At 65.2% G+C, this 22182-nt stretch carries 19 protein-coding genes; 10 read left to right on the top strand and 9 right to left on the bottom strand.

Going from position 1 to position 22182, the window contains the following annotated elements:
- Positions 1–170 precede the first annotated feature (170 nt).
- From K6142_RS00685 to K6142_RS00670, 4 genes are read left to right on the top strand one after another with little or no spacing between them, the layout of a single operon-like run.
- Positions 171–1145: a CsgG/HfaB family protein gene (locus tag K6142_RS00685; protein WP_223290399.1), complete on the top strand. Its 975-nt coding sequence runs from the start codon at positions 171–173 to the stop codon at positions 1143–1145.
- A gap of 11 nt (positions 1146–1156) precedes the next feature.
- A complete protein-coding gene (locus K6142_RS00680) occupies positions 1157–1516 on the top strand; it encodes a hypothetical protein (RefSeq protein ID WP_190245350.1) in 360 nt (119 codons plus the stop codon).
- Between the two features lie 23 nt (positions 1517–1539).
- Positions 1540–2055, top strand: coding sequence for a DUF4810 domain-containing protein (locus K6142_RS00675; protein WP_190245351.1), 516 nt, complete (start codon positions 1540–1542; stop codon positions 2053–2055).
- Entirely contained in the window at positions 2048–2737 is a 690-nt protein-coding gene (locus tag K6142_RS00670) for a GNA1162 family protein (RefSeq protein WP_190245352.1), read from the top strand. The genes K6142_RS00675 and K6142_RS00670 overlap by 8 nt, the downstream gene beginning before the upstream one ends.
- A gap of 102 nt (positions 2738–2839) precedes the next feature.
- On the opposite strand, the gene K6142_RS00665 is transcribed toward K6142_RS00670, so the two are convergent.
- A complete protein-coding gene (locus tag K6142_RS00665) occupies positions 2840–3277 on the bottom strand; it encodes a hypothetical protein (RefSeq protein WP_223290400.1) in 438 nt (145 codons plus the stop codon).
- A gap of 487 nt (positions 3278–3764) precedes the next feature.
- On the opposite strand from K6142_RS00665, the gene K6142_RS00660 reads away from it, so the two are divergent.
- The 4 genes from K6142_RS00660 to arsA all read left to right on the top strand — a co-directional run bounded on the left by K6142_RS00660 (position 3765) and on the right by arsA (position 7352).
- Positions 3765–4541, top strand: coding sequence for a hypothetical protein (locus K6142_RS00660; RefSeq protein ID WP_190245353.1), 777 nt, complete (start codon positions 3765–3767; stop codon positions 4539–4541).
- 166 nt (positions 4542–4707) lie between these two features.
- Positions 4708–5055 carry an ArsR/SmtB family transcription factor gene (locus K6142_RS00655; RefSeq protein WP_223290401.1) on the top strand — a complete coding sequence of 116 codons (348 nt, stop codon included), beginning with the start codon at positions 4708–4710 and terminating at the stop codon, positions 5053–5055.
- Positions 5056–5245: 190 nt separating this feature from the next.
- Positions 5246–5569: an arsenite efflux transporter metallochaperone ArsD gene (arsD, locus tag K6142_RS00650; protein ID WP_190245355.1), complete on the top strand. Its 324-nt coding sequence runs from the start codon at positions 5246–5248 to the stop codon at positions 5567–5569.
- Positions 5570–5597: 28 nt separating this feature from the next.
- A complete protein-coding gene (gene arsA, locus K6142_RS00645) occupies positions 5598–7352 on the top strand; it encodes an arsenical pump-driving ATPase (protein WP_317846362.1) in 1755 nt (584 codons plus the stop codon).
- A gap of 256 nt (positions 7353–7608) precedes the next feature.
- Here arsA and K6142_RS00640 read toward each other — a convergent pair whose 3' ends face one another.
- The 3 genes from K6142_RS00640 to K6142_RS00630 form a co-directional block, all read right to left on the bottom strand.
- Positions 7609–9942 carry an FAD-dependent oxidoreductase gene (locus K6142_RS00640; RefSeq protein ID WP_190245356.1) on the bottom strand — a complete coding sequence of 778 codons (2334 nt, stop codon included), beginning with the start codon at positions 9940–9942 and terminating at the stop codon, positions 7609–7611.
- A gap of 325 nt (positions 9943–10267) precedes the next feature.
- Positions 10268–11902 (bottom strand): glutamate synthase-related protein, encoded by a 1635-nt coding sequence (locus tag K6142_RS00635; protein ID WP_190245357.1) that lies wholly within the window; start codon positions 11900–11902, stop codon positions 10268–10270.
- Positions 11866–12993 carry a glutamate synthase gene (locus tag K6142_RS00630; protein WP_223380709.1) on the bottom strand — a complete coding sequence of 376 codons (1128 nt, stop codon included), beginning with the start codon at positions 12991–12993 and terminating at the stop codon, positions 11866–11868. Before K6142_RS00630 ends, K6142_RS00635 begins: the two co-directional genes overlap by 37 nt.
- Positions 12994–13697: 704 nt before the next feature.
- On the opposite strand from K6142_RS00630, the gene K6142_RS00625 reads away from it, so the two are divergent.
- The gene (locus K6142_RS00625; protein WP_015946019.1) at positions 13698–14174 is read left to right on the top strand and encodes a cytochrome c3 family protein; all 477 of its coding nucleotides are present in this window, start codon (positions 13698–13700) and stop codon (positions 14172–14174) included.
- Complete coding sequence (locus K6142_RS00620) at positions 14167–15741, top strand: ammonia-forming cytochrome c nitrite reductase subunit c552 (RefSeq protein ID WP_015946018.1); 1575 nt, start codon at positions 14167–14169, stop codon at positions 15739–15741. The genes K6142_RS00625 and K6142_RS00620 overlap by 8 nt, the downstream gene beginning before the upstream one ends.
- Positions 15742–17044: 1303 nt before the next feature.
- On the opposite strand, the gene K6142_RS00615 is transcribed toward K6142_RS00620, so the two are convergent.
- The 5 genes from K6142_RS00615 to K6142_RS00595 all read right to left on the bottom strand — a co-directional run bounded on the left by K6142_RS00615 (position 17045) and on the right by K6142_RS00595 (position 22116).
- Entirely contained in the window at positions 17045–18169 is a 1125-nt protein-coding gene (locus tag K6142_RS00615) for a glycosyltransferase family 4 protein (protein ID WP_223380708.1), read from the bottom strand.
- A gap of 354 nt (positions 18170–18523) precedes the next feature.
- Complete coding sequence (locus K6142_RS00610) at positions 18524–19465, bottom strand: aminotransferase class IV (RefSeq protein ID WP_190244927.1); 942 nt, start codon at positions 19463–19465, stop codon at positions 18524–18526.
- 170 nt (positions 19466–19635) lie between these two features.
- The gene (locus K6142_RS00605; RefSeq protein ID WP_167122737.1) at positions 19636–20685 is read right to left on the bottom strand and encodes an aspartate-semialdehyde dehydrogenase; all 1050 of its coding nucleotides are present in this window, start codon (positions 20683–20685) and stop codon (positions 19636–19638) included.
- A 324-nt stretch (positions 20686–21009) separates the two neighbouring features.
- A complete protein-coding gene (locus K6142_RS00600; RefSeq protein WP_190244928.1) occupies positions 21010–21450 on the bottom strand; it encodes a DMT family transporter in 441 nt (146 codons plus the stop codon).
- A 237-nt stretch (positions 21451–21687) separates the two neighbouring features.
- Positions 21688–22116 carry a (deoxy)nucleoside triphosphate pyrophosphohydrolase gene (locus K6142_RS00595; RefSeq protein WP_190244949.1) on the bottom strand — a complete coding sequence of 143 codons (429 nt, stop codon included), beginning with the start codon at positions 22114–22116 and terminating at the stop codon, positions 21688–21690.
- Positions 22117–22182: the final 66 nt, after the last annotated feature.

The following is a 22182-nucleotide window of genomic DNA, read 5'->3' as shown; positions in this document are numbered from 1 at the left end:
TTGCCCTGCCCGGCCACGCGGGGGCAATGGTGGCGGGCCGCTTCCCATCCGCCGGCACTATACAAATTCGCAAATCCAGTCCGCAACCATCCATGCATATTGTAACGGCACGTATCTATTGGTAAGCAATCACTTTCATATTCCGTTCTAACCTTATGGGGAGGTACAACGTGTTGAAAAGGCTGATTCCCATACTGGCCGCGGCGCTCCTTGTGACGGGGTGCGCCACTACCGAGCGGCCCAAGGCGGAACGCGTGGAGGGGGCTCCGGCAGCGGTGAGCCCCACCGTGCAGCAGGCCACCGCCATGGACAAGAAAGGCGTGAAGCGGAAAGTCGCCATCGGCCGCTTTACCAACGAGACTAAGTACGGCCAGAGCTTCTTTCTGGACAAGGATTCGCGCGACCGCCTGGGCAAGCAGGCCGTGGACATCCTGTCCTCCAAGCTGGTGGCCACCGAAAAATTCATCCTCATCGAGCGGGCCGACCTGGACAAGATCCAGAAGGAACTGGGCATCGGCGGGGCGGGCGAATACCGCAACATGGCGGACTACCTGATTCTGGGTTCCGTCACCGAATTCGGGCGCAAGGACGTGGGCGACGTGGGCGTGTTCAGCCGCACCAAGCGCCAGGTGGCCTTCGCCAAGGTGCACATCCGCCTGGTGGAGGTTTCCACCGGTCAGATCATCCATTCCGAAGAAGGCAGCGGCGAAGCCTATTCCGAGGCGGGCAGCGTCATGGGCGTGGGCAGCCGCGCCGGGTACGACACCACGCTCAACGACAAGGCCATCGAGGCCGCCATCACCAACGTCTCGTCCAACATCATCGAAAACCTGCTGGAGCGCCCGTGGAAGGGCTACATCCTGGCCCAAGAGAGCGGGCAGTACCTGATTTCCGGCGGCAAGACCCAGAACATCAAGGCGGGCGATCTGTTCGATGTGGTGGCCGAGGGGCAGAAGGTACGCAACCCCCAGACCAACATGGAGATCACGCTACCCGGCAAGGTGGTGGGCAGACTGCGCGTGGCAGCCACGCTGGGCGACACGCCGGAGAGCGAAGTTTCCGCCTGCGCCCTGCAGGAAGGGTCGCTGGTCACGTGGGACGCCAGCGGCGACTACGGCAAACTCTTTATCCGCGAAGTACGCTAGGGAGAGGCTTCATGCGCAAGACATCCGTACGCATCGCCACGCTGGCGGCGCTGGCCGCCGTACTCCTCCTGACCGGACTGTTCGCGGGCTGCGCCTCTCGCGAGGGCGTGGTGCAGGGCGACACTAAGGCCTACTTCTGGTTCACCGGCAACGCCAAGGGCGCCGTGGCCCGCCTGAACGACCTGCCCGCCTTCACCTTGGGGCAGTCCAGCGGGGCCAAGGACTGGAACACCACCCCCAAGACCAAGGACACCATCTACGAGGTGGCCCCCGGTCGCTACACCGTCATCGTCGAACGCGACGGCGTGGTGGTGGTGAACCGCACCGTGCTGGTCGGCGCAGGCATGACCAAGGAGATTCTCGTCCCATGACCATGCCGCACGAGACCGCCCATATGACCCGACGCCCCCTGCGGACCGTGCAACTGGCGCTGCTGGCCGCCGCCGTGTGCATCCTGTGCACCGGCTGCGCCAAACGCGCGGACTCCATGTACTGCATGGACAACTACTCCTCCACTCTTTACGCCTGCCGCAAGAACCCCGCGCAGGAACAGCAGGACAAGCATGTCAAGGCCATGGAGGACATCGTCGCCAAGTCGGAGCAGCGCAACCTGCGCGTGCCGCCCGGCATCTTCGCGGAACTTGGCTACGTCCACCTGAAGGCGGGCCAGATGGCCGAGGCACGGAAGTACTTCGAGGCGGAAAACCGGCTGTACCCGGAATCCAAGGTGTTCACCACCCGCCTCCTGACCTGGGCGGACGCCTCGTCCGGAACCGACGGCGATAAGCCCGCGTCCGAAGCCACCCCGAAGGGCGCGCCCATGGACAGCAAGGGGGGTGTCATCACCCCCGCCGACGCAGTGACCGACGCGCCCATGCTGCCCGCCGGGGAGGGGGCCGCCCATGAATAGACTGATCGCCGCCGCGCTGTTGCTGGCGCTTGCCCTGCTGGGCGGCTGCGCCCACACCGCGCAGCAGTCCACCAAGGCGGAACTCTTTCCGCTAATGTACGAACAGAAGCCGCGCTCCATCGTGGTGCTGCCGCCCATCAACGAATCCACGGCGGCCGACGCGCCCACATACTACTCCACCACCATCCAGGAGCCGCTGGTGTACACCGGGTACTACGTGCTGCCGTACGAAGTATCGTCGGACATCCTGGCCCACGAGGGCATCACCGACGGCCACCAGTTGTACGAGTTGCCGCTGAACACCCTGAAGGAATACTTCGGGGCCGACGCGGTGCTGTTCACCCGCATCAAGAAGTGGGACACCTCGTACGCCGTGGTGGCCTCGCACCTGACCGTGGCCGTGGAATGCGAACTGAAGTCCACCACCACCGGCGAAAAAATGTGGAACTATTCCGGAACGGTGGTCATCGACCTGACCAGCCACAACACCGGTGGCGGCCTAGCAGGACTGCTGGTGCAGGTGATGGTCACGGCCATGAACACGGCCATGGCCGACTACGTGCCCTACGCCATGCAGGCCAACGCCATCGCCCTGAACGCCATGCCCTACGGGCCGTACCATCCGCAGCACGAGCAAGACACCGAGTTCAAGGTGTTCGTGCAGAACGCGTCTGACAAGTAGACGCGAAGAACCGACAGCAGCAGAAAACACGGGCGGAACCGCATGCGGTTCCGCCCATTTTTTCGTGCCGTGCGCCCGGCGGAGACAATCCGGAAACAGCCCCTAGAACCCCGGCGGGCACTCGTAGCCGCGCGCGCGGCGCTGGGCCAGGTCGCCCCCCGGCTGGGATTCGAAGAAATACACCGTCTTGCCCTTGTCCGTGGCCAGAATGCCCTTGCAGTAGGCGCCGCACACGCCGGGGTCCACGGCAAAGCAGATGTTCTCGTACTCGAACTTCAGGAAGTTGGTGGGCCACGAGTTGCAGTCGAACCGGCCCGACATGGGGCAATCCAGCCGTTTCACCGGCCCCGCCGCCACCACGCCCATGCCCTTGAGGTTGGCGATGTCGTCCAGCGCCATGGCGGGGCGGGCGGGAGCAAGCAGGATTGCCAGCAGCGCAAGCGCAGCCAGCGACGCACGGCGGACGAAGCCGGTTGCGCCGCCGTGCCCGATGCGCCCGATGTGCCCGATGTGCCCGATGTGGTCGACACGGTCGCTCACGTGTCCGGCGCGCTGCGCCCGTTCGCGTGCCTTCCGTTCGCATGCCTTCCGTTCGCATGCCTTCCGTTCGCATGCCTTCAGGGCGTGTGCCTTCTGTGCCGCGTGCATCGTTCACCCCGTCCGTTCCGGTTGTCCCTGCGGTACTTGGCCTCACCATATCGTACCGGCAGCGCGCCGCAACCCCCCGGGGCCGCACGGGCTCCGGAAAATGCACGCAACCCGGCGCAGGCAGCCTGACGCTTCCCCGCCGTCAGGCACCGGCCCACCGCCGTTCTCCGGCCTTCCGTGGGGGCGTCGTCCGCCATCATCCGCCATCATCCGGCGGGCATCATCCAATTGACGGCCCGCACCCGCGCAGATAGACGACAACAACGGATATACGCCAACCAGACTGGCGGTCGTGATCGGGACCAAACCGCCCGCGCCCCGCCGCTCAGGACAGGCCCCGTCCCTTATTCGCAGCCCTCACCCGTCCAACGGAGGAACCGTGCCCGGCATTCGCCCGTTTCGCCTTTCCCCCACCGCCGCCACGCGGGGCCCGCTGCCCCTGCTGGCACTTTTCCTGACCACGGCCCTGCTGCTTTCCGGCTGCGCCAAACCCACTCCCGCGCCCGTGCCCGACGCCGCCCCCCCTGCCTCCACGCAGGCGCTCGATCAGGATGCCGAGGCCGCCAGAATGCGCGAAACGGCCCGCAAACCCCACTCGCCCACCACGCCGGATGACGCCGCGTGCGATCCGCTGACCGGGGTGCTGCAAGGCCAGTGCGTGTCCATGAATCAGGAAAAGACGCGCGGCCAGTGCTATTCGCTGCGACCCGGCGCCACCACCACGAAAAAGGACAAGAAGGGCAAGACGGTAAAAGTCACGGGCCGCTGCCAGCCGCAAAGCCTGATCTACGCCCGCTGCCGCACCGGCATCGACACCTGCCGCCTGGGCGACACCAGCCCGGTGCAGTGGTTCGCCTGCGCCCAGCGCAACGGGGCCACCACCCGCACGCCCACGCCGGGTGCGGTCATGGTGCTGGATGCCAACAAGGGCCGGGGCATGCCCACCGGCCACCCGGTGTACGTGGAGGAAACCTGCCCCAACAAGGACGGCACGTGGACCCTGCGCATCACCCACACCAACTACGACCGCCAGTGCCATCTGGATCAGGACGCCAAGGTGCGCTTCAACCCCAAGACCATGCAGGTCACCTTCCTGACCGGTCCGTGGGGCTGCTGGGCCAAGGACCTGAAGGCCATGGGGTTCATCCTGCAGTAAGGCCTCCCCGGCGCTCGCCTCCATCCGCCAGCGCGGCCCGGCCCGCTTCCCCCGGCCTGCTTCCGCAGGCTTGGCCCCCCGGACTTGAGCCGTGCCCGCCCCGAACGGCACCCTTGACACAATTCAACATTCGTTGTATTGTTCAAACATGGAAACAAAACATGCGGTGACGCTTTTCGAGGCGCTGTCCTCGGGCACGCGACTGGAGCTGTTCCGGTTGCTGGTCAGGCACGCCCCAGAGGGGCTTGTCGCCGGGGATATCGCAAGGCTGCTGGGCATATCCGCAAGCAACCTTTCCTTCCATCTCAAGGCTCTCGTGCACGCCGGGCTGATCACCATGGAGAAGGAAGGCAAGTTCCTGCGCTACCGCGCCGAAATCCCCCTCATGCTGAACCTGATCGCCTACCTGACCTCCGAGTGCTGTTCCGGAAATCCCGAGCAATGCCAAAACTTCCGCAAGGCGAGCAAGGTGGTGCCTCAGGTGCTGCCCCAGATGCTGCCGGAAGACGCATAGCCCCGGACACGCACAAACCCGAAGCACGCACAGGCCCGAAGCATGCACAAACCCGAAGCATGCACAAACCCGAAGCATACATGGACAAGGCGCGGGGCATGCCCTGTTGCGCCCCAACATTTCAATAGTACAACAAGCATTGGCGTGAAATGCCGCCAACGGTGCCGCGCCGTGCCAGGGAGATGCCGCCATGGCCAAAATGTCGATCTACGATCCTGCCCTGTGTTGCGCCACCGGCATATGCGGACCGGGCGTTGACCCGGAACTGTTGCGGGTGGCCACCATGATCGGCCAGTTGCAGGCACAGGGGGTGGAATGCGAGCGGTTCAACCTTGCGCAACAGCCGCAGCAGTTCATCGCAAACCCCGTGGTGAGCGCGGCCCTTGAACGGGACGGGGCGGAAATACTGCCGCTGACCCTCGTTGACGGCAAGGTGATCAAATCGCGCGCCTACCCCACCAACGAGGAATTCATCAGCTGGACCGGAGCCCGCAAGGTGCTCATGCCGCTGTAACGCCATGAAACCTGTCGCAGACACAGACATGAAAGGGATCATCATGTTCGCGCCGTTCGACCTTGGCTCGATTCCGCTGACCAAATACCTGTTCTTCACCGGCAAGGGCGGCGTGGGAAAAACATCGGTCGCCTGCGCCGTTGCGGTAACGCTGGCCGATCAGGGGAAAAGAATCCTCCTCATCAGCACCGACCCGGCCTCCAACCTGCAAGACGTATTCGACACCGAACTCGACGGCCATGGCGTGCCGATACGGGGTGTCGACGGACTGGTGGTCGCCAACCTCGACCCGGAAGAAGCCGCGCGGGAATACCGGGAATCCGTCGTTGCGCCGTACAGGGGCAAACTGCCCGACAGCGCCATCGCCAGCATGGAAGAACAGCTCTCCGGCTCCTGCACCCTGGAGATAGCGGCGTTCGACCAGTTCACGACCTTTCTCACCAACGACGCCATCAACCGGGAATACGACCACATCATCTTCGACACCGCGCCGACAGGACATACCCTGCGCATGCTGCAACTGCCCTCGGCGTGGAGTTCCTTCATCAGCGAAAGCACGCACGGCGCATCCTGCCTGGGGCAGCTTGCCGGGCTGGAAGGCAAGCAGCAGATGTACCGTCACGCCGTGGGCGCCCTTGGCGATGCCGCCGCGACGACACTTGTTCTCGTCTCGCGGCCGGATGCCGCGCCGCTGAAAGAGGCGGACCGTTCCAGCGCGGAACTGCGCGAGCTGGGGATACGCAACCAGATACTCATCATCAACGCCGTTCTGGAAAACCCCACCGACGCAGTCTCGGGCAAGCTCCATGCGAAGCAGCAGGCCGCGCTGCGCGACATGCCGCAACAACTGGCGAAAATCCGCACCTACGCCATTCCGCTGGTGCCCTACACCATTCTCGGGCTGGACGCGGTGCGCGCCTTCCTCTCCGGCACGCGCCCGGAACAGCCCGCTGCCATGGAGCATCCGGAACGCACCCGAACGCTGGGCGACCTTGTCGCCGATCTGCATGCCACGGGAAAGAAGGTCATCTTCACCATGGGCAAGGGGGGCGTGGGCAAGACGACCATCGCCGCGTCCATCGCCCTGGGGCTGGCCCGGAAGGGGGCGAAGGTGCACCTTACGTCCACCGACCCGGCAAGCGACCTGCAAACCATCCTGAAGAATCCCGCAAACATCACCCTGAGCCGCATCGACGAGAAAGAGGAACTGGACAGATACCGCAAGGAGGTGCTGGACACGGCAATGCAGGTCATGAGCAAGGACGACGTCGCATACATCGAGGAAGACCTGCGCTCCCCCTGCACCCAGGAAATTGCCGTGTTCCGGGCTTTCGCTGAGATCGTGGAAAAGGCCGGCGAGGAAATCGTCATCATCGACACAGCTCCCACGGGCCATACGCTGCTTCTGCTGGACGCCACCCAGAGCCATCACAAGGAAGTGCAGCGGACCAAGGGCATCATCCCGCCTTCCGTGCGCAACCTTCTTCCCCGGCTGCGCGACCCTCGGCAAACGGAAGTCGTCATCGTCACGCTGCCCGAGGCCACCCCCGTATTCGAGGCAGAGAGGCTGCAAGCCGATCTGCGCCGCGCGGGCATTCACACCCAATGGTGGGTCGTCAACCAGTGCTTCTCGCTTCTTGAAACGGACAGCCCCATACTGCGCCACAGGGCTGCCGCCGAAGCAGGCTGGATCAACAGGGTCAACGCGCTGAGCGCGGGCCACACCGCCACCATTCCGTGGATGCACGACACCCCCGTCACCAGGCTGCTGGACACCCTGTAGCGGCAGCCCGCCGAAACAGGACCAGACTGGCAGCACCACGCCAACAACGCGAACGGGCGGCCCCTTCACCGGAAGGGACCGCCCGTTTTGCTTAGAGTTTGCACCCGCCTGGGTCTGTCAGCACTACGAGGTTTTTTGTTCTCTGCCGAGGAAGAATGCGTTTTTATGGAGGAAGTGTACTCTTACCGTACTCGACCGGAATAAAAACGCACTCTGACGAAGGCAGAGGGCAAAAAGGCCGTAGTGGTGGCAGGCCCTACTCCATGGGCGTGTTTTCCACCAGATTCCAGATGCCGCACGGGCAGGCACCGGCGCAGAAGCCGCAGCCGATGCACTTTTCGGCGTCCACCGCCATCTCGAAACCGCAACCGCCCTGCACTTCGCGGCGGCTGATGGCCGCCTGCGGGCAGATGGTCTCGCAGATGCCGCAGTCGCGGCAGGCGCCGCAACTGGCGCAGGCATCGCCGCACTGGCCGAGATCCTGGAAGTTGTCGATGCGCGGGTCGTAGTATTCCAGCTTCACGCGGGCATAATCGATCATCTTGCGGGTGTCGGACACGGGGCGCTTGCCTTCGGCCATCTCCACGATGGCTTCGGCGGCCTTGCGGCCCATGCCGATGGCCTGGGTGAGCAGGCCGGGGCGCACCGCATCGCCGATGGCGAAGACGCGCGCGTCGGTGGTCTGCTGGATGTCGTTGACCACCACGTGGCCGCGCTCCACGGCGATGTCGTCGGGCAGGTAGTCGAGGCCGGGCGCGTCACCGATGGAGAAGATGACCGTTTCTGCGGGCAGCAGTTCGCCGGTGGTCAGCACCAGCCCTTCGGGGGTGATCTCCTTGGTGAAGCAGGGCCAGCGGAAGGTGGCGCCCACGTGTTCCGCTTCTTCCCTTTCCTTGCCGAAGGCCGCCGGGGTCTGGATGTCGATGAGGGTGATGGATTCCGCCCCCAGCCGCGCGGCCTCGGTGGCCACGTCGCAGCCCACGTTGCCCGCGCCCACGATGACCACTCGCTTGCCCACGCTGCCGGAGCCGGACTTGGCCGACTTCAGGAATTCCAGCGCGGTGCGCGCCAGTTCCTTGCCGGGCACGGGCAGCATGCGCGGGGCGTTGGCGCCGGTGGCCAGCACCACGAAGTCGTTGTCGGACCGCAGCTGGGCAAACTCGTCCTTGCCCAGGCGCTGTTGCAGGTGCACGTGGGGCAGCACCTCGCGGGCGCGCGCCAGTTCCGCGTCCAGCACGTCCTGCGGGATGCGGCTGCCGGGAATGGCCGAGCTGATCTTGCCGCCCAGTTCCTTTTCCATGTCGTACACGGTGGCGGCAACGCCGCGCATGCGCAGCTGCCACGCCACGGAGATGCCTGCTGCGCCGCCGCCGATGACGGCCACCCTGGTGCCGGTCAGCGGGGGCAGCTTGGGCGCGCGCGATGCCGCACCGGCCTTGCCGATTTGCGTGATGTCCACCGGCTTCATGCGTTGCAGGCTGCGCGAACAGCCCTGCATGCACAGGTTGGGGCACAGGTAGCCGCACACGGTGGCCGGGAAGGGGGTGTAGGCCAGCGCCACGTCCACCGCCTCGTCGATCAGGCCTTCGCGCACCAGCCGCCAGCGTTCCTGCACCGGCATGCCGGTGGGACAGCTGGACTGGCAGGGGGCCATGTGCTGGCCGTTTTCCCACACCGGGACGAAGCGGCGCAGTTCACCGGTGGTGATGAGCGGGATGGGGCTGCGGTCCACCGAGGTCAGGTCGCCCACAAGGCCGCCCATGCCCAGTTCCTTCTCCCACACGTTGCGGCGAAAATCCGCCACGTCCCGGCGCTTCTTGCCCACCTTCTCGAAGGGGCCGCGCGCGGCGATGCACTGCCAGTCCTCGCGCACAGAAAGCCCGGCCAAAAGGTCCGACCTGCCGATGGCGGCCAGGAACCCGGCCAGGTTTTCGGCCAGCCACGCCCACATGGTGTCGTCGATGGGCACCTGCTTGGCGTCGGCCTGCGAAAAGCCCTGGTGCGGGCCGTGCACGAAGATGCGCCCGCCCACCATGCCCACGCAGGGGCGATAGCCCAGCACGTTGGCGGGGTTCTGCGCGCCCACGCCGCAGACCACGGCGGTGCCGCCCGCCATGAACTCGGCGAAGTAGTCGCCCACGCCGCCCAGCACCCACAGTTCCGGCGCGGAAAAGCGCGGGTTCTGCTTGGTCATGGTCATGCCGCGCGAACCGATGTTGCCGCCGATGTACACGCGCCCCTGGGCCATGCCGTTGCACGCGCCGTTGCCGGCGTTGCCGTGCACGACGATGTTGGCGCCCGCGTTCAGCCAGCCTACGTCGTCGGACGCGGGGCCGAACACTTCCACCGTGGTGCCGGTGCTGCCCAGCGAACCCAGCCGCTGGCCCGACGAGCCGCGCACGGTGACGTGCAGGGGCTCCTGTTCCGATATCCACAAGCGCCCGCCGATGCCGTGCTGACCGCAGGCATCCACTTCCACGTTACGCGCGCCGTCGCGCACGACGCCTTGCAGGCGCTCTTCGAGAATGCGCGATTCGATGCGCTTTCCGTCTTCCATGCCGCTTACGCGGACCACTTCGCTGGGGGACATGGCGTCACTCCGCTGCTGTATGGTTGCCTTTCCGGCGTTATCTTCATTCGCCGCGCCGGGGACGGACATGTTTTCCGTCCCGCCGCGCGGATATTCACTTCATCTGGCCCGTGCATCCGACGGGATTTCGTCTTGCGGCGATGTCCTTCAGCACGCGCTGCACCTCTCCGGCATCTGGAGGAGTTTCCTCCTCCACGCGAGCTGCGGTGATTTCGTTTCTCCGGCCAGGAAGGCGAGTCTTTCATGCAGGGAGCGTACTCTTTGGTACGTGACCGAAATGAAAGATGAAGCCTGACACCGCCGGAGAACGAAAGGACGCAGCTCGCTAGACGACGTACTGGATGCCGAGCCGCTCCGCCGCATCCTTGTTCGCAATGCCCAGCGCGTCGGACATGCCCACGGGCAGCGAGGTGGACCGGCCCAGCGGCGCGAATATCTTGCGCAGCTCGGTGTCGAAGGCCAGGTAGAAGTCCACCACCCGTTCGGCCACCTTTTCCGGGTCCAGCCTGCGGTACACGCGGGGATCCTGCGAGGTGATGCCCTTGGGGCAGCGGCCCAGGTTGCAGATGTTGCAACGGTCGATTTCCGACCCCACGCACCCGGCCCCGGCCTGCATCACGTACTTGCCCACCTGCACCATGCTGGCGCCCAGCATGATCAGGGCGGCGGCGTTGTGCGCGAGGTTGCCGTTCTTGCCGATGCCCCCGCCCGCGATGAGCGGAATCTCGTTCTGGCAACCCTGCTGCACCAGGTCGTGGTAGCAGTCGCGGATGTTCGAGGCGATGGGGTGGCCCATGTGGTTCATGGACACGTTGTAGGCCGCCCCGGTGCCGCCGTCCTCGCCGTCGATGGCAAGGCCCGCCGCGTAGGGGTTGCGCACCAGGTTGTTCAGCACGGCGCGCGAGGTGGTGGTGGCGGATATCTTGGGGTAGACGGGCACGCGGAATCCCCAGGCCATGCTCATGGACTGGATCATCTTGGCCACGGATTCCTCGATGGAATACTGGGTCTGGTGGGTGGGGGGGCTGGGCAGGGACACGCCCGGCGGCACCCCGCGAATGGAGGCGATGAGCTTGTTGACCTTGTGCCACATGAGAAGGCCGCCGTCGCCGGGCTTGGCGCCCTGGCCGTACTTGATCTCGATGGCGCAGGGGTCTTCCTTCATCTGGGGGATGGCATGCAGGATTTCATCCCACCCGAAGTAGCCGGAAGCAATCTGCAAAATGACGTACTTGAGGAAGCGCGAGCGCAGCAGGCGCGGCGGGCAGCCGCCTTCACCGGTGCACATGCGCACGGGCATGCCCATTTCCTCGTTCAGGTAGGCCACGCCCATCTGCAGGCCTTCCCACATGTTGGGCGAAAGCGCGCCGAAGGACATGGAGCCGATGACCAGCGGGTAGATTTCGCGCACCGCGGGCACCCAGCCGTTTTCCTGGAAGGCCTTCAGCCCCTGTTCGGGCGGCAGCACGCGGCCCAGCAGGGTGCGCAGTTCAAACTCGTGCCGCCCGGCGTCCAGCGCGGGGTCGGTGAGCATGGAGATGCGGATGAACTTGATCTGGTCCAGCAGGCTGTCGGGCGCGTTGCGGCGGCCACCACGGGTCCGGGCGTGGCCCCCGCGGTTGTTGTGGAAGCGCAGCGCGGTGCCTTCATCCAGCCGCATGGGCCGGATGGCGTTGTTGGGACAGACCATGGTGCACATGGCGCAGCCGATGCAGGCGTAGGCCGCGTCGGTGCGCTGGCGGATGCCGTGGAACACCGAATAGATGTTCTTGGGCTTCTGCAGGAGGCCGGTGGTGGTTTCGACCACGCGCTTCCTGTGCACGGCCAGCTCGATGGCGCTCACCGGGCACACGGAGGTACACCGCCCGCACAGGGTGCAGGTGTCCTTGTTCCACTCGACCTGCCAGGGCAGGTCCTTCACGCTCAGCGTTGACGGGGTAATGCCTGCAGTTGGCTGCATACGGTCACCTCCTGGCATTCGGGACGGACGTAGGCCGTGTCCAGATGCATGGGCTGGAAGTCGAGGGTCTTGTCGCGGTCGGGGATGGCGGCGTCGAGGCCGCACAACTCGGACGAAAAGGCGTACATGCCGGGCTTGCCGCCCACCACGCCGGGGCGCAGCTTCTTGCGGTCCTGCACCATGAACATGGTGCCGTCCGGCAGGCAGCCGATGACGCAGTTGGGTCCGTCGATGATCATCTTGCGGCACAGCACCTTCAGGCGGGCCAGCATGTCATGGTCGGGGTGCCCGGCCATTTCCGCGTCGGAAAGCGGGGTGATGACGTGCTTGTACGCCTCTACCGGCAGGCCCAGCTTGTAATGCGTGAAGTGCATGATGTGCGTGAACACCTCTGAGTCTGACTGGTAGCCCGTGTAGCCGGGCACGTTGCGCGACGAGAGGTATTCGCGGATCGGGATGAACGCCGTGTTTTCCCCGTTGGTCATGGTGCACACGCCCTCAATGAAGAACGGGTGGCATGCGTACAGGTTGATGGCGTAGTTGGTGTTCTGGCGGCCCTGGCACAGGATGCGGCGGGCATGCAGGTCGGGCCGGTCAAGGCCCAGGTACTCGCCCACGGTGAGCGGATCGCCCACTTCCTTGATCATCACCACGCCCGGCCAGAACGAGAAGGCCATCATGTCGCGTTCGGCCTCGCCCTGCTGGCGGATGGCCACGCGGGTCTGCACCAGTTGCGCGGTGCGCTCGGCCTCGGGCATGTCGGCCCAGGCTTTCGGCGGCTCGTAGGCGCGGGCCAGGTACACGCCGCGCCTGGGCGTGCCTGCGGGCGGATCGGACTTGATGATCGACACCGAATGGAACGGACGAAACCCCAGGTCGTCCATGATTCCGTCGAGCCGCTTCAGGCCCTTTTCGGTGAAGATGCCGGAAAGGATGGGATATTCGGGGTGCTCCGCGAAGGGACCCGACAGACCGGATAGATAGAGCCCGACCCCGGAGCCGTCATGCCCTTCCTTCATCACATTCAGGGCATTGATGGCCACCATGGGGGAGACGGGTTCCGCCGAAGTCAAGGCGAACAATCGACACATGGACGCGTTCTCCGGATGGCGTGGACTCCGCCCCGGAATGACACAAATGCGCAATCCGCAGCGGGTTCACGTGCGATAGCGGAAAATTCCAAAAACGGCAAGAACGCGATTTTGATGGCGGCCAGACTGGTTTTTTTATTACATATTTGTACTGCAAAATATTACATTTTTGCCACAGAATGAATTGCAACCTATCTGAATAAAACATTTTTATTACGCAATTACCCCGGCACAACCCGGTTGCTCCGCTTGCGCACTGCGCCCCCCAGAGCCTTCTGGGGCCGCACAATGAATATTGTACATTCGTACAGCAACTCGTTTGCGGATCGTGCGGGATGCACTATCAATACAACGATAATAATCTGTTTTCATGCAGATTTTTATTTTTACAGCCTGTAGCCACCGCAGAGACAGGCGAAGTCGCCCGACTGTACGGCGCACCAATGAGCATATTTTTTCTCTGCCAAAACAGCATATTAAGCATCTAATCAGAAAATTGTAAAAGTTCAGATTCCCCCGCTCCATAAAAAAATCATTGTATCACAGGACGTTGTTTTCCCATACAATGAGGTGGGAACCCTTGCCACGCCCGCCGCGCAGCGCCTGCGACCAATGGTCGGCACGCGAACCGTCCATGGCCGCACGCGGGACGCACCGCCCTTCGCGGCGGGCAGACGCACGACACACCAACAGGAGGAGGAACCATGCATGCTCTGCGGAGCGACACCACCGGGCGACCATGGCGCATCATGCTCGTGGCCGCGTTGGCGGGTGTTGCCGTCACCGTAGGCGCGGCCCTGGCCATGACTGCCACGGACCAGGCCCTGTTCTGCGGCAGTTGCCACTCCATGGCCGAGGCGGCGCTTACCCACAAGCGTTCGCCGCACGCGAAGCTGGCGTGCAATGAATGCCACGCGCCGCACAACCTGGCCGCCAAGCTGCCCTTCAAGGCCAAGGAAGGCACGCGCGACATTTACGCAACAACCCTTGGCACCATCCCCGACCTGATCCACCCCGGCGGAGAGACCAAGGACGTGGTGCAGGCCAACTGCAGGCGCTGCCACGTGGCCACCACCATGACCGTATCCATGGAAACCAAGAAGTACTGCACCGACTGCCACCGTCACGTGCCCCATACCCCCAAGCTGCCCATAGCCAGAAGGAGTGCCGCCGATGTCTAGCCGTCGCCTTCTCGTAGCGCTGATGGCCATGGCGCTCGCCGCGCTGGCGGGCTGTTCCGAGCCCTCGGAACCCATGACACCGACCTACAAGACCAAACTTTCCGCTGAAGAAATGAAGAATTCCGCCTTCAAGGCGGAATTCCCGCTGCACTACGAAACGTACCTGCGCAACAATGAATCGCAGATCATGACCGAGTACGGCGGGTCTGTGCCGTACAACAAGCATGACAACGTGGATCCCCTGCCCGAAGGGTACAAGCACGCCCAGCCGTACCTGAAGAACCTGTGGCTGGGGTACCCCTTCAGCTACGAATACCGCGCTGCGCGCGGCCACACCTACGCGGTGAAGGACATCCTGCACATCGACCGGCTGAACAACTACAGCGAAAAGGCGGGCCTGCCCTCCACCTGCTGGAACTGCAAGACGCCCAAGATGATGGAATGGGTGAAGGAAAACGGCGACGACTTCTGGGCCAAGGACTTCCACGAATTCCGCCAGAAGCTGGACGTGGACGACCACACCATCGGCTGCGCCAACTGCCACGAGCCGCAGACCATGGAACTGCGCCTGTACAGCGAACCGCTGAAGGACTACCTGAAGTCCCAGAACAAGGAATTCAAGAACCTGCCCCGCAACGAAAAGCGCGCCCTGGTCTGCGGCCAGTGCCACGTGGAATACTATTTCCAGGACAAGGAATTCGGCGCGGCCAAGAAGCCCGTGTTCCCGTGGGCCAACGGCTTCGACCCCGAAGACATGTTCGAGTACTACAAGACCCACGGCAACACGACCACCAAGGGCTTCGAGGGCAACTTCGTGGACTGGGTACACCCCGTGTCCAAGACCCCCATGCTGAAGGCCCAGCATCCGGAATACGAAACGTGGATCAACGGCGTGCATGGCTCCGCCGGGGTCACCTGCGCCGACTGCCACATGTCGTACGTCCGGCTTGACGGCAAGAAGAAGATGTCCACCCACCACTGGACGTCGCCGTTGAAGGATCCGGACCTGCGCGCCTGCCGCCAGTGCCACACCGACAAGACCCCCGACTACCTGCGCCAGCGGGTGCTGTTCACCCAGAACAAGGTGTGGGAACAGCTGATGGTGGCCCAGGACATCTCGGTGAAGGCGCATGAGGCCATCCGCATGGCCGCCGAATACACCGGGCCCAAGCCCGCCGACTACGACGACCTGATGATCGAGGCGCGCCAGATGTGCCGCAAGGGCCAGTTCTTCTGGGATCTCGTCTCCGCCGAAAACAGCGTGGGCTTCCACAACCCCACCAAGGCCCTGAACACCCTGGCCCAGTCGCAGCAATACAGCCAGAAGGCCGTGGACGTGGCCATCCGCGCAGCAGCCTTCACCACCGCCAAGGATCTGGACGGCGACATCAAGAAGATCGTGCCGCCCATCCTGAAGCACAGCCGCGAACTGCAAATGGACCCGGCCCACATGGCCACCCACAAGTGGTTCAAGTACATTCCGCTCACCCCCAAGGCCCCGCGCGTGTGGGACGGCCAGACCCGCCTGATTCCCCCGCCCGCGCCCGCCGCGGCCCCGGCCAGCTAGCCGGGAGCACGGCGTGACGGGCATTCCGTGGCGCCAACCGAAGATGACAGGAAAGGGCCGGACGATATTCGTCCGGCCCTTCAGGTTGATGACAAACCCAAATTCTTGCGGGGGAGGGACCCTTTTGAAAAAGGGTCCCTCCCCCGCACCCCCTCCCCCAAAAACTTTTATTTGTATTTTCTGGATATTACAAAACCACAAAGCATGGGGTTCCAAAGGGCGGTAGCCGCTCTGCGATCGTCATCCGTAAGGCTCGCAAGCTCGACTAACGGCTGCCGTCCTTGGCCGCCGGAGGCTTCCAAAAACAGACTTTGTCAATAACCTGAAGGGCCGGACGATGAACGTCCGGCCCTTGTCACTTACACATGCCCCCGCAGGGCGGGGGAAAGGCACGCCCACTCCGCCGCTGACGGCGGCAGTCAATGCCGCCTGCGCCTGCGTGGCGGCGCACGCACACGCCGCAAGACCGGCGGTGCCGTGCGCGAGAAAGGGCCGGACGATGAACGTCCGGCCCTTTCTTTCGGATCCTGCCCCTTCCGTATCCGTTTCGCCTCTGGCGCACGGCTGCCGCAGGGGCGTCACCTGTCGCGGGCGATGAGGATGACCAGCACCGCCAGCGCCACGACCATGAACACCCAAGTCATGGAGAATCCCCCTCGCCACTCACTTGCGACCTGTCTACACCGCACTGTGCTGCATGTCACTGCGGGAAAACCCTACCTTTGGCGACATCGCACAGGGCATTCCCGGCAAACACATCTCCATGCATTGCGGCATATTTTCATAAAAACATCGACATGCGCCTTGCGCGCCTTCCAAATACGCCGCAAGCCGCGCACTACTGATGCTCCCCCCAACGTTACAGAACACACATCATCAGAACATGTGCTGCCTGGCGGATTCGACAGTATCCGCCCTCATATCCGCTGTGACGTGCAATACGCATGGCGTGGGCACGTACATGGCGCATGGAGCGAGGTTTCCCCTCCGTTCGCCGGAAATCCCGACGGCAGCCGCCGCAATGGCAACAAAAGGGACGACGGGAACGGACGCCAAAGCGCCCGCGCGCCAACCACGAGGGGCCATGGGGCCACAGGAGGTGAGCGGTGGCGACCGGCGTGGCGAGGGGGCCGCGATGACCTGGGGGGCCGGGCGACAGGGGGGGCCGGGCGACAGCGATGACAGGGGTGACAGGGGGGGGGTGACAAGGCGTGACGGCAGGAACGAAGGGGGGGACAGGAACGATGGGCGTCAGAGGGAAACGCATGGGAATGCCAGCGGCCTCGCTGGCGGATGAAGCGTCCTAGCGCAGGCGGCGGTACAGGGCCATGTAAGATTCGGCCATGCGCGCGTCGGTGTAGTGGGCGACGCTGGCCGTGCCGCCCGCCGCCAGGCGTTCGCGCAGGGCTGCGTCGGTGGCGAGGCGGCGCATGGCGCAGGCCAGCGCCTCGGCGTCGCCGGGGGGCACCACCAGGCCGTTCTCGCCGTCGCGCACCAGTTCCAGATTGGAGGCCAGGCCGGAGCAGATCACCGGCAGCCCGGTTACCCAGCCTTCCTTGATCACCCCGCTGCTGCCTTCGCCGTGTACGGAAGGCACCAGCAACGCGTCGCAGTCGGGCAGCATGCGGCGGCTGTCCTGCCGCCCCAGAAAGGCCATGCGCGGGGAAACGCCCAGTTCGTCCGCGCGGTCCAGCAGGGTGCCGAACAGCGGGCCTTCGCCCACCACGCGCACCTCCCAGGCAGGCATGGGGGCACCGCCCGTGCCGCCGTCGGCATTCCCTTCCGCGTCACCGGCCTCGCAGGCCTGCAAGGCCGCCAGCGCCTCGATGAGCACCGTATGCCCCTTCTGCGGGGTGAGCGCGCCCACCATGCCGAACACGAAACGGCCATCGCCACGCTCGCGCCGGGGGTAGTAGCGGGTGGGATCAATGCCGGAATGGATCACCGTGATGCGCGCCGGGTCCAGCCCGGCAGCCGCCAGCACGCCGCCCGTTTCCGCACTGACCGCCGCCACCGCGTCCGCCGCCAGATACTTGCGGCGGCTCAGCCCCCGGCCCAGCGGATAGGAGACCCGCCGGGTGTGCACCAGCGGCGCCTTTGCCCCCCACGTGCCCTTGCACAGCGCGCCCAGGCTGGCCGCGCGCGCGTCGTGGGTATGCAGCACCACCCGGGAGTGGCCGCGCGCCTCGCGCCACAGGGCCAGCAACGCGCGCGGACTCCATGACCGGCGGCCCGGCAACGGCAACACGGGAATGCCCGCCGCCACCGCCTCGCGCGCCAGCGGCGCGCCCGCCGGACAGGCCACCACCACCGAAAACCCGTCACTGTGGTGCAGCGCGCGAGCCAGGTAGAATACCTGCAACTGGCCCCCGCGCATTTCGCGCCCCAGGTCCAGCAGGATGATGTGCATGGCGGTGTCGGTGGTCATTTGTTTTGTCCGATGCTCTCTTATCGTTCAACAACGGTTATTGGCATGCACGCCGCACCGGAACACTACTCCGCAAAGCGAATTGTATCCATCCCGATGCCTTTCTTGCAAAAGGACAATACCGTCGTGCCAATGTTGCAAGGCGCGTTCGCGCGACAGGATTTTCGTTCTCCGGCAAGGAAGATGAGCCTTTTTGCGAAGGGAGCGTACTCTTCTCGTACGTGACCGGAGCAAAAGGCGAAATCTGACGCTCTGCTCTCGATGACCGTAAGACTCGCAAGCTCGTCTAACGGCCACGCTTCGCGCCCTTTGGGTCGGTCAGCCGGAGGGCGAAAGGACGGAGCGCGAACGTGCCTAAAAAGGAACCCCGTGCCCCATCAGGTCCGCCTGGAGCAGCGCCCGCAACCGGCGCGAAACCGGTCCCGGGCGGCCATCGGCCACGGGGCGCCCTTCGTAGGCCACCACGGCCACGCAGTCCGAGCTGGTGCCCAGCACCAGGATTTCGCGGGCGGCGTGCAGTTCTTCCTCGCGCACCTTGCGGAAGCTGACGGGCACCTCGCCCTGGGCCAGTTCCACGGCGCGCAGCACGGTGGTGCCGGCAAGGGCGTTGGTGAACTCCGGCACCACCAGGGTGCCGGTCTGGTCCACCAGGGCCACGTTGGCGATGGCGGTCTCGGCCAGGCAGCCCTCGTCGTCGAACGAGAAGGGCACGTCCATGCCGCGCTCGTGCGCCTCGCGCGTCATGAGCACGTTGGGCAGGTAGTTGGCGTTCTTGATGCGCGCCAGGTACCCCTGCTTGGCGGGGATGGAACTGCGGAAGGCGGTCAGGCCCTTGTCGAACCACGCCTCCGGCTTGGGGGTGAAATGGTAGGCGGCCACGTACAGGCTGGGTTCCGGGCATTCGGCGGGGTCGATGCCGAAGCCGCCGGGGCCGCGCCCCACCAGCACGCGGATGGAACCGTCTGCCTCGCCGCCTGCCTTGGCCACCTCGATGATGATCTCGCGCAGGCGCTCCCACGTGCACGGCGGGGCAAGGTACAGCCCCGCGGCGGAGCGGCGCATGCGCTCCAGGTGCGCGTCCAACTGGTAGATGCGGCGGTGCAGGTACTTCATGCTCTCGAAGATGCCGTCGCCGCGATGGGCAAGGTGGTCGTCGAGAGGCATGAGCATCAGGCGCGGGTTGCGGCATATGGCGCCCACGCGGTGCTCGTAGAAAGCGATGATGCCCGCTTCGCCGGGGCGTTCGCGGGACAGCAGGCGGGTGACGTAGTCGTCGGTATCAAGCACGGGGATCACGGCGTGATCACTCCTTGTTGCGGTGGAACGCAGTGGATGGCGACTGGTGGGGCGTCCGCGCGCCAGCGGGAAACATCCCCCTGCGCCGGGCGGACGCGCGGCCATCCGTCCGGTCTGCACTGCCGGGGCCGGATGGCCGCGTGATGGATTCGTGATGCCGAACGGTGACCTTAACGGAGGAAGAGCTGCGGGTCGCGCACCTTCAGCAGGTCACGCTCCACCAGCGCCTCGGCGATCTGCACGGCGTTCAGGGCCGCGCCCTTGCGGATGTTGTCGGAAACGATCCACATGTTCAGGCCGTTGGCGATGGTCTCGTCCTCGCGGATGCGGCCCACGAAGGTGTCGTCCTCGCCCGCCGCGTCGATGGGCATGGGGTACATCTTCTGGGCGGGGTTGTCGTACACCCGCACGCCGGGGGCCTGCGCGAGGATGGCGCGGGCTTCCTTGGCCGAAAGCTTGCGCTCGGTCTCGATGTTCACCGACTCGGAATGGCCGTAGAAGACGGGCACGCGCACGCAGGTGGCGGTGACTTTCACGGAGGGATCCTCCATGATCTTCACGGTTTCCAGCACCATCTTCATTTCTTCCTTGGTGTAGTCGTTGTCCATGAAGACGTCGATCTGCGGCAGGCAGTTGAAGGCGATGCGGTGCGGGTACACGGCAACGTCCGGCTCCTGCATGTTGAACATCTGCCGCACCTGCTTTTCCAACTCGTCAATGGCCTTCTGCCCGGTGCCGGAAACGGCCTGGTAGGTGGAAACCACCACGCGGGTGATCTTGGCCGCGTCGTGCAGCGGCTTCAGCGCCACCACCATCTGGATGGTCGAGCAGTTGGGGTTGGCGATGATGCCGTTGTGCGCGGCAAGGGCGTGGGCGTTCACTTCGGGCACCACCAGCGGGCAGCGCTCGTCCATGCGCCACGCGCTGGAGTTGTCCACCACCACGCACCCGGCCTGCACGGCATGGGGGGCGAATTTCTCGGAGGTGGAACCACCCGCCGAGAACAGGGCGATGTCCACGCCCCGGAAGGATTCTTCGGTCAGTTCGCGCACGGTCAGTTCGCCGCCCATGAAGGGCACCTTGTTGCCCGCGGAACGGGCCGAGGCGAAGGGGATGACCTCCGCCGCGGGAAATTCGCGCTGTTCCAGCGTGTTCAGCATTTCGCGGCCCACCGCCCCGGTGGCCCCGCACACGGCGACGACAAGTCTTTCCTTGGACATGATGCACTCCTTGCGCTTGGAGTCGGGCAACGGCCCGTCCTCTTTCGCCTTCCCTCTATTCCCTACCCTGGCGCGGCCCGCGCCGGGGCGCCGTGCATGGCGACCGCCCGCCATGTCGGCAACGGATGCAGCAACCCGCCGCATGGGCCTTCCCCCCTCGGAAAAGGCCCGGCAACCCCTGCCATCACCCTGCCGGAATGCTTGCACCGTGCCGCGCGCAACCCCATACGAGGCCTGCCGCGCAGCCGGAATTGCATACCATATGCCGACGCGCGGCGGAACGCAATTGACCGCCCGGCAATGTGCACGGGAGTTTATTCCCAGCTAGAAACGGCGGACCAGAAACACCCCCACCGCCACCAGCACCAGCCCGGCAAAGCGCACCAGCCCCAGCGGACGCTCCGGGTAGCCCAGCAGCCCGAAGTGGTCCAGGGTCACCGATGCCGCCATCTGCCCGGCCAGCACCAGCGCGATCATGGCCGTGGCCCCCAGGCGCGGCGCCAGAAAGGTGACCACGGTGACGAAAAACGCGCCCAACAGGCCGCCCGTCCACTGCCATGCCGACGACGTGGACACCGAAGGAAACGGAAGGCGCGCCGCCAGCACGTACAAGGCCAGCGCCGCCGTGCCCACGGCGAACGAAATCAGCGAGGCCAGGGCCGGATGCCGCGCCCAGCTGGCCTGCAATGCCGCGTTGATGCCCGCCTGCGTAGGCAGGGTTGCCCCGGCCAGCAAGGCCAGCACGATCCACACCATCTGTCCCATACGCCCTCCCGACGTGTCTTCGCCCGATGCAATCCGGATGGCGCTTCACGCCGCCATCCCCGATGTGTCCCGGCGGCCCAAGGCCCCCGGCCCGCTCCCTGTTCTACCAGAAAACCCCGCAAAAGGGGCTTCGGGGGAGCGGTGCGTCCCGCTCCCCCGAAAAATATCCTTTGCCCCGGCCTGACTCCGGAACCGGTCTCCCTGAACAGCATGGGCAGGTCTCGCCCCGCAGGCCGGTCACCCGTCCGTGTCCTGGCCCGGTCCCGGCCCCGGTCCTGCCCCCGTCCCCGGCCCGTCCCGCAGATCGGCCACCAGCGGCAGGTCCGCCTCCAGAAACGGCAGGCGCATGGCCTCGTCCCAGGTCAGCCACGCGAAGCGGTGGCCCTCCAGCGCGGTGACCGTGCCGGTGAACCCTGTCACGTGAAAGAAGTGCAGTTCCACCGACAGGTGCGGATAGTCGTGCCGCACGGTGCGCCAGAAGGTGGCCTGCACCGGCGTCACGCCCAGCTCCTCGCCCAGTTCGCGGGTCAGGGCGTCCGACGGGGCCTCGCCCGGTTCGATCTTGCCGCCGGGAAATTCCCAGAACCCCGCCTGCGGCTTGCCCTCCGGGCGCTCCACGGCCAGAAACCGCTCGCCGTCCCACAGAATGCCCGCCACCACGGCGATGCGCCGGGCGGGAGACCGCGTGGGGTCCGACGCGGGACCGGTCGCGGGGGTGTCCGCACCCTCTGC

The organism is Nitratidesulfovibrio sp. SRB-5 (assembly GCF_019931275.1).
Lineage (GTDB): Bacteria > Desulfobacterota > Desulfovibrionia > Desulfovibrionales > Desulfovibrionaceae > Cupidesulfovibrio.
Note: the sequence above shows the minus strand (reverse complement) of the source record. Positions and strands in the feature narration are given on the sequence as shown.

Bases quoted from the DNA above. Each gene is read 5' to 3' on its own strand.
- K6142_RS00625 (WP_015946019.1), top strand. From the start codon at position 13,698: ATGCATGCTCTGCGGAGCGACACCACCGGGCGACCATGGCGCATCATG.
- K6142_RS00620 (WP_015946018.1), top strand. From the start codon at position 14,167: ATGTCTAGCCGTCGCCTTCTCGTAGCGCTGATGGCCATGGCGCTCGCC.
- K6142_RS00680 (WP_190245350.1), top strand. From the start codon at position 1,157: ATGCGCAAGACATCCGTACGCATCGCCACGCTGGCGGCGCTGGCCGCC.
- K6142_RS00605 (WP_167122737.1), bottom strand. From the start codon at position 20,685: ATGTCCAAGGAAAGACTTGTCGTCGCCGTGTGCGGGGCCACCGGGGCG.
- K6142_RS00635 (WP_190245357.1), bottom strand. From the start codon at position 11,902: ATGCAGCCAACTGCAGGCATTACCCCGTCAACGCTGAGCGTGAAGGAC.
- K6142_RS00630 (WP_223380709.1), bottom strand. From the start codon at position 12,993: ATGTGTCGATTGTTCGCCTTGACTTCGGCGGAACCCGTCTCCCCCATG.
- K6142_RS00675 (WP_190245351.1), top strand. From the start codon at position 1,540: ATGACCCGACGCCCCCTGCGGACCGTGCAACTGGCGCTGCTGGCCGCC.
- K6142_RS00600 (WP_190244928.1), bottom strand. From the start codon at position 21,450: ATGGGACAGATGGTGTGGATCGTGCTGGCCTTGCTGGCCGGGGCAACC.
- arsD (WP_190245355.1), top strand. From the start codon at position 5,246: ATGGCCAAAATGTCGATCTACGATCCTGCCCTGTGTTGCGCCACCGGC.
- K6142_RS00640 (WP_190245356.1), bottom strand. From the start codon at position 9,942: ATGTCCCCCAGCGAAGTGGTCCGCGTAAGCGGCATGGAAGACGGAAAG.
- K6142_RS00615 (WP_223380708.1), bottom strand. From the start codon at position 18,169: ATGACCACCGACACCGCCATGCACATCATCCTGCTGGACCTGGGGCGC.
- arsA (WP_317846362.1), top strand. From the start codon at position 5,598: ATGAAAGGGATCATCATGTTCGCGCCGTTCGACCTTGGCTCGATTCCG.
- K6142_RS00670 (WP_190245352.1), top strand. From the start codon at position 2,048: ATGAATAGACTGATCGCCGCCGCGCTGTTGCTGGCGCTTGCCCTGCTG.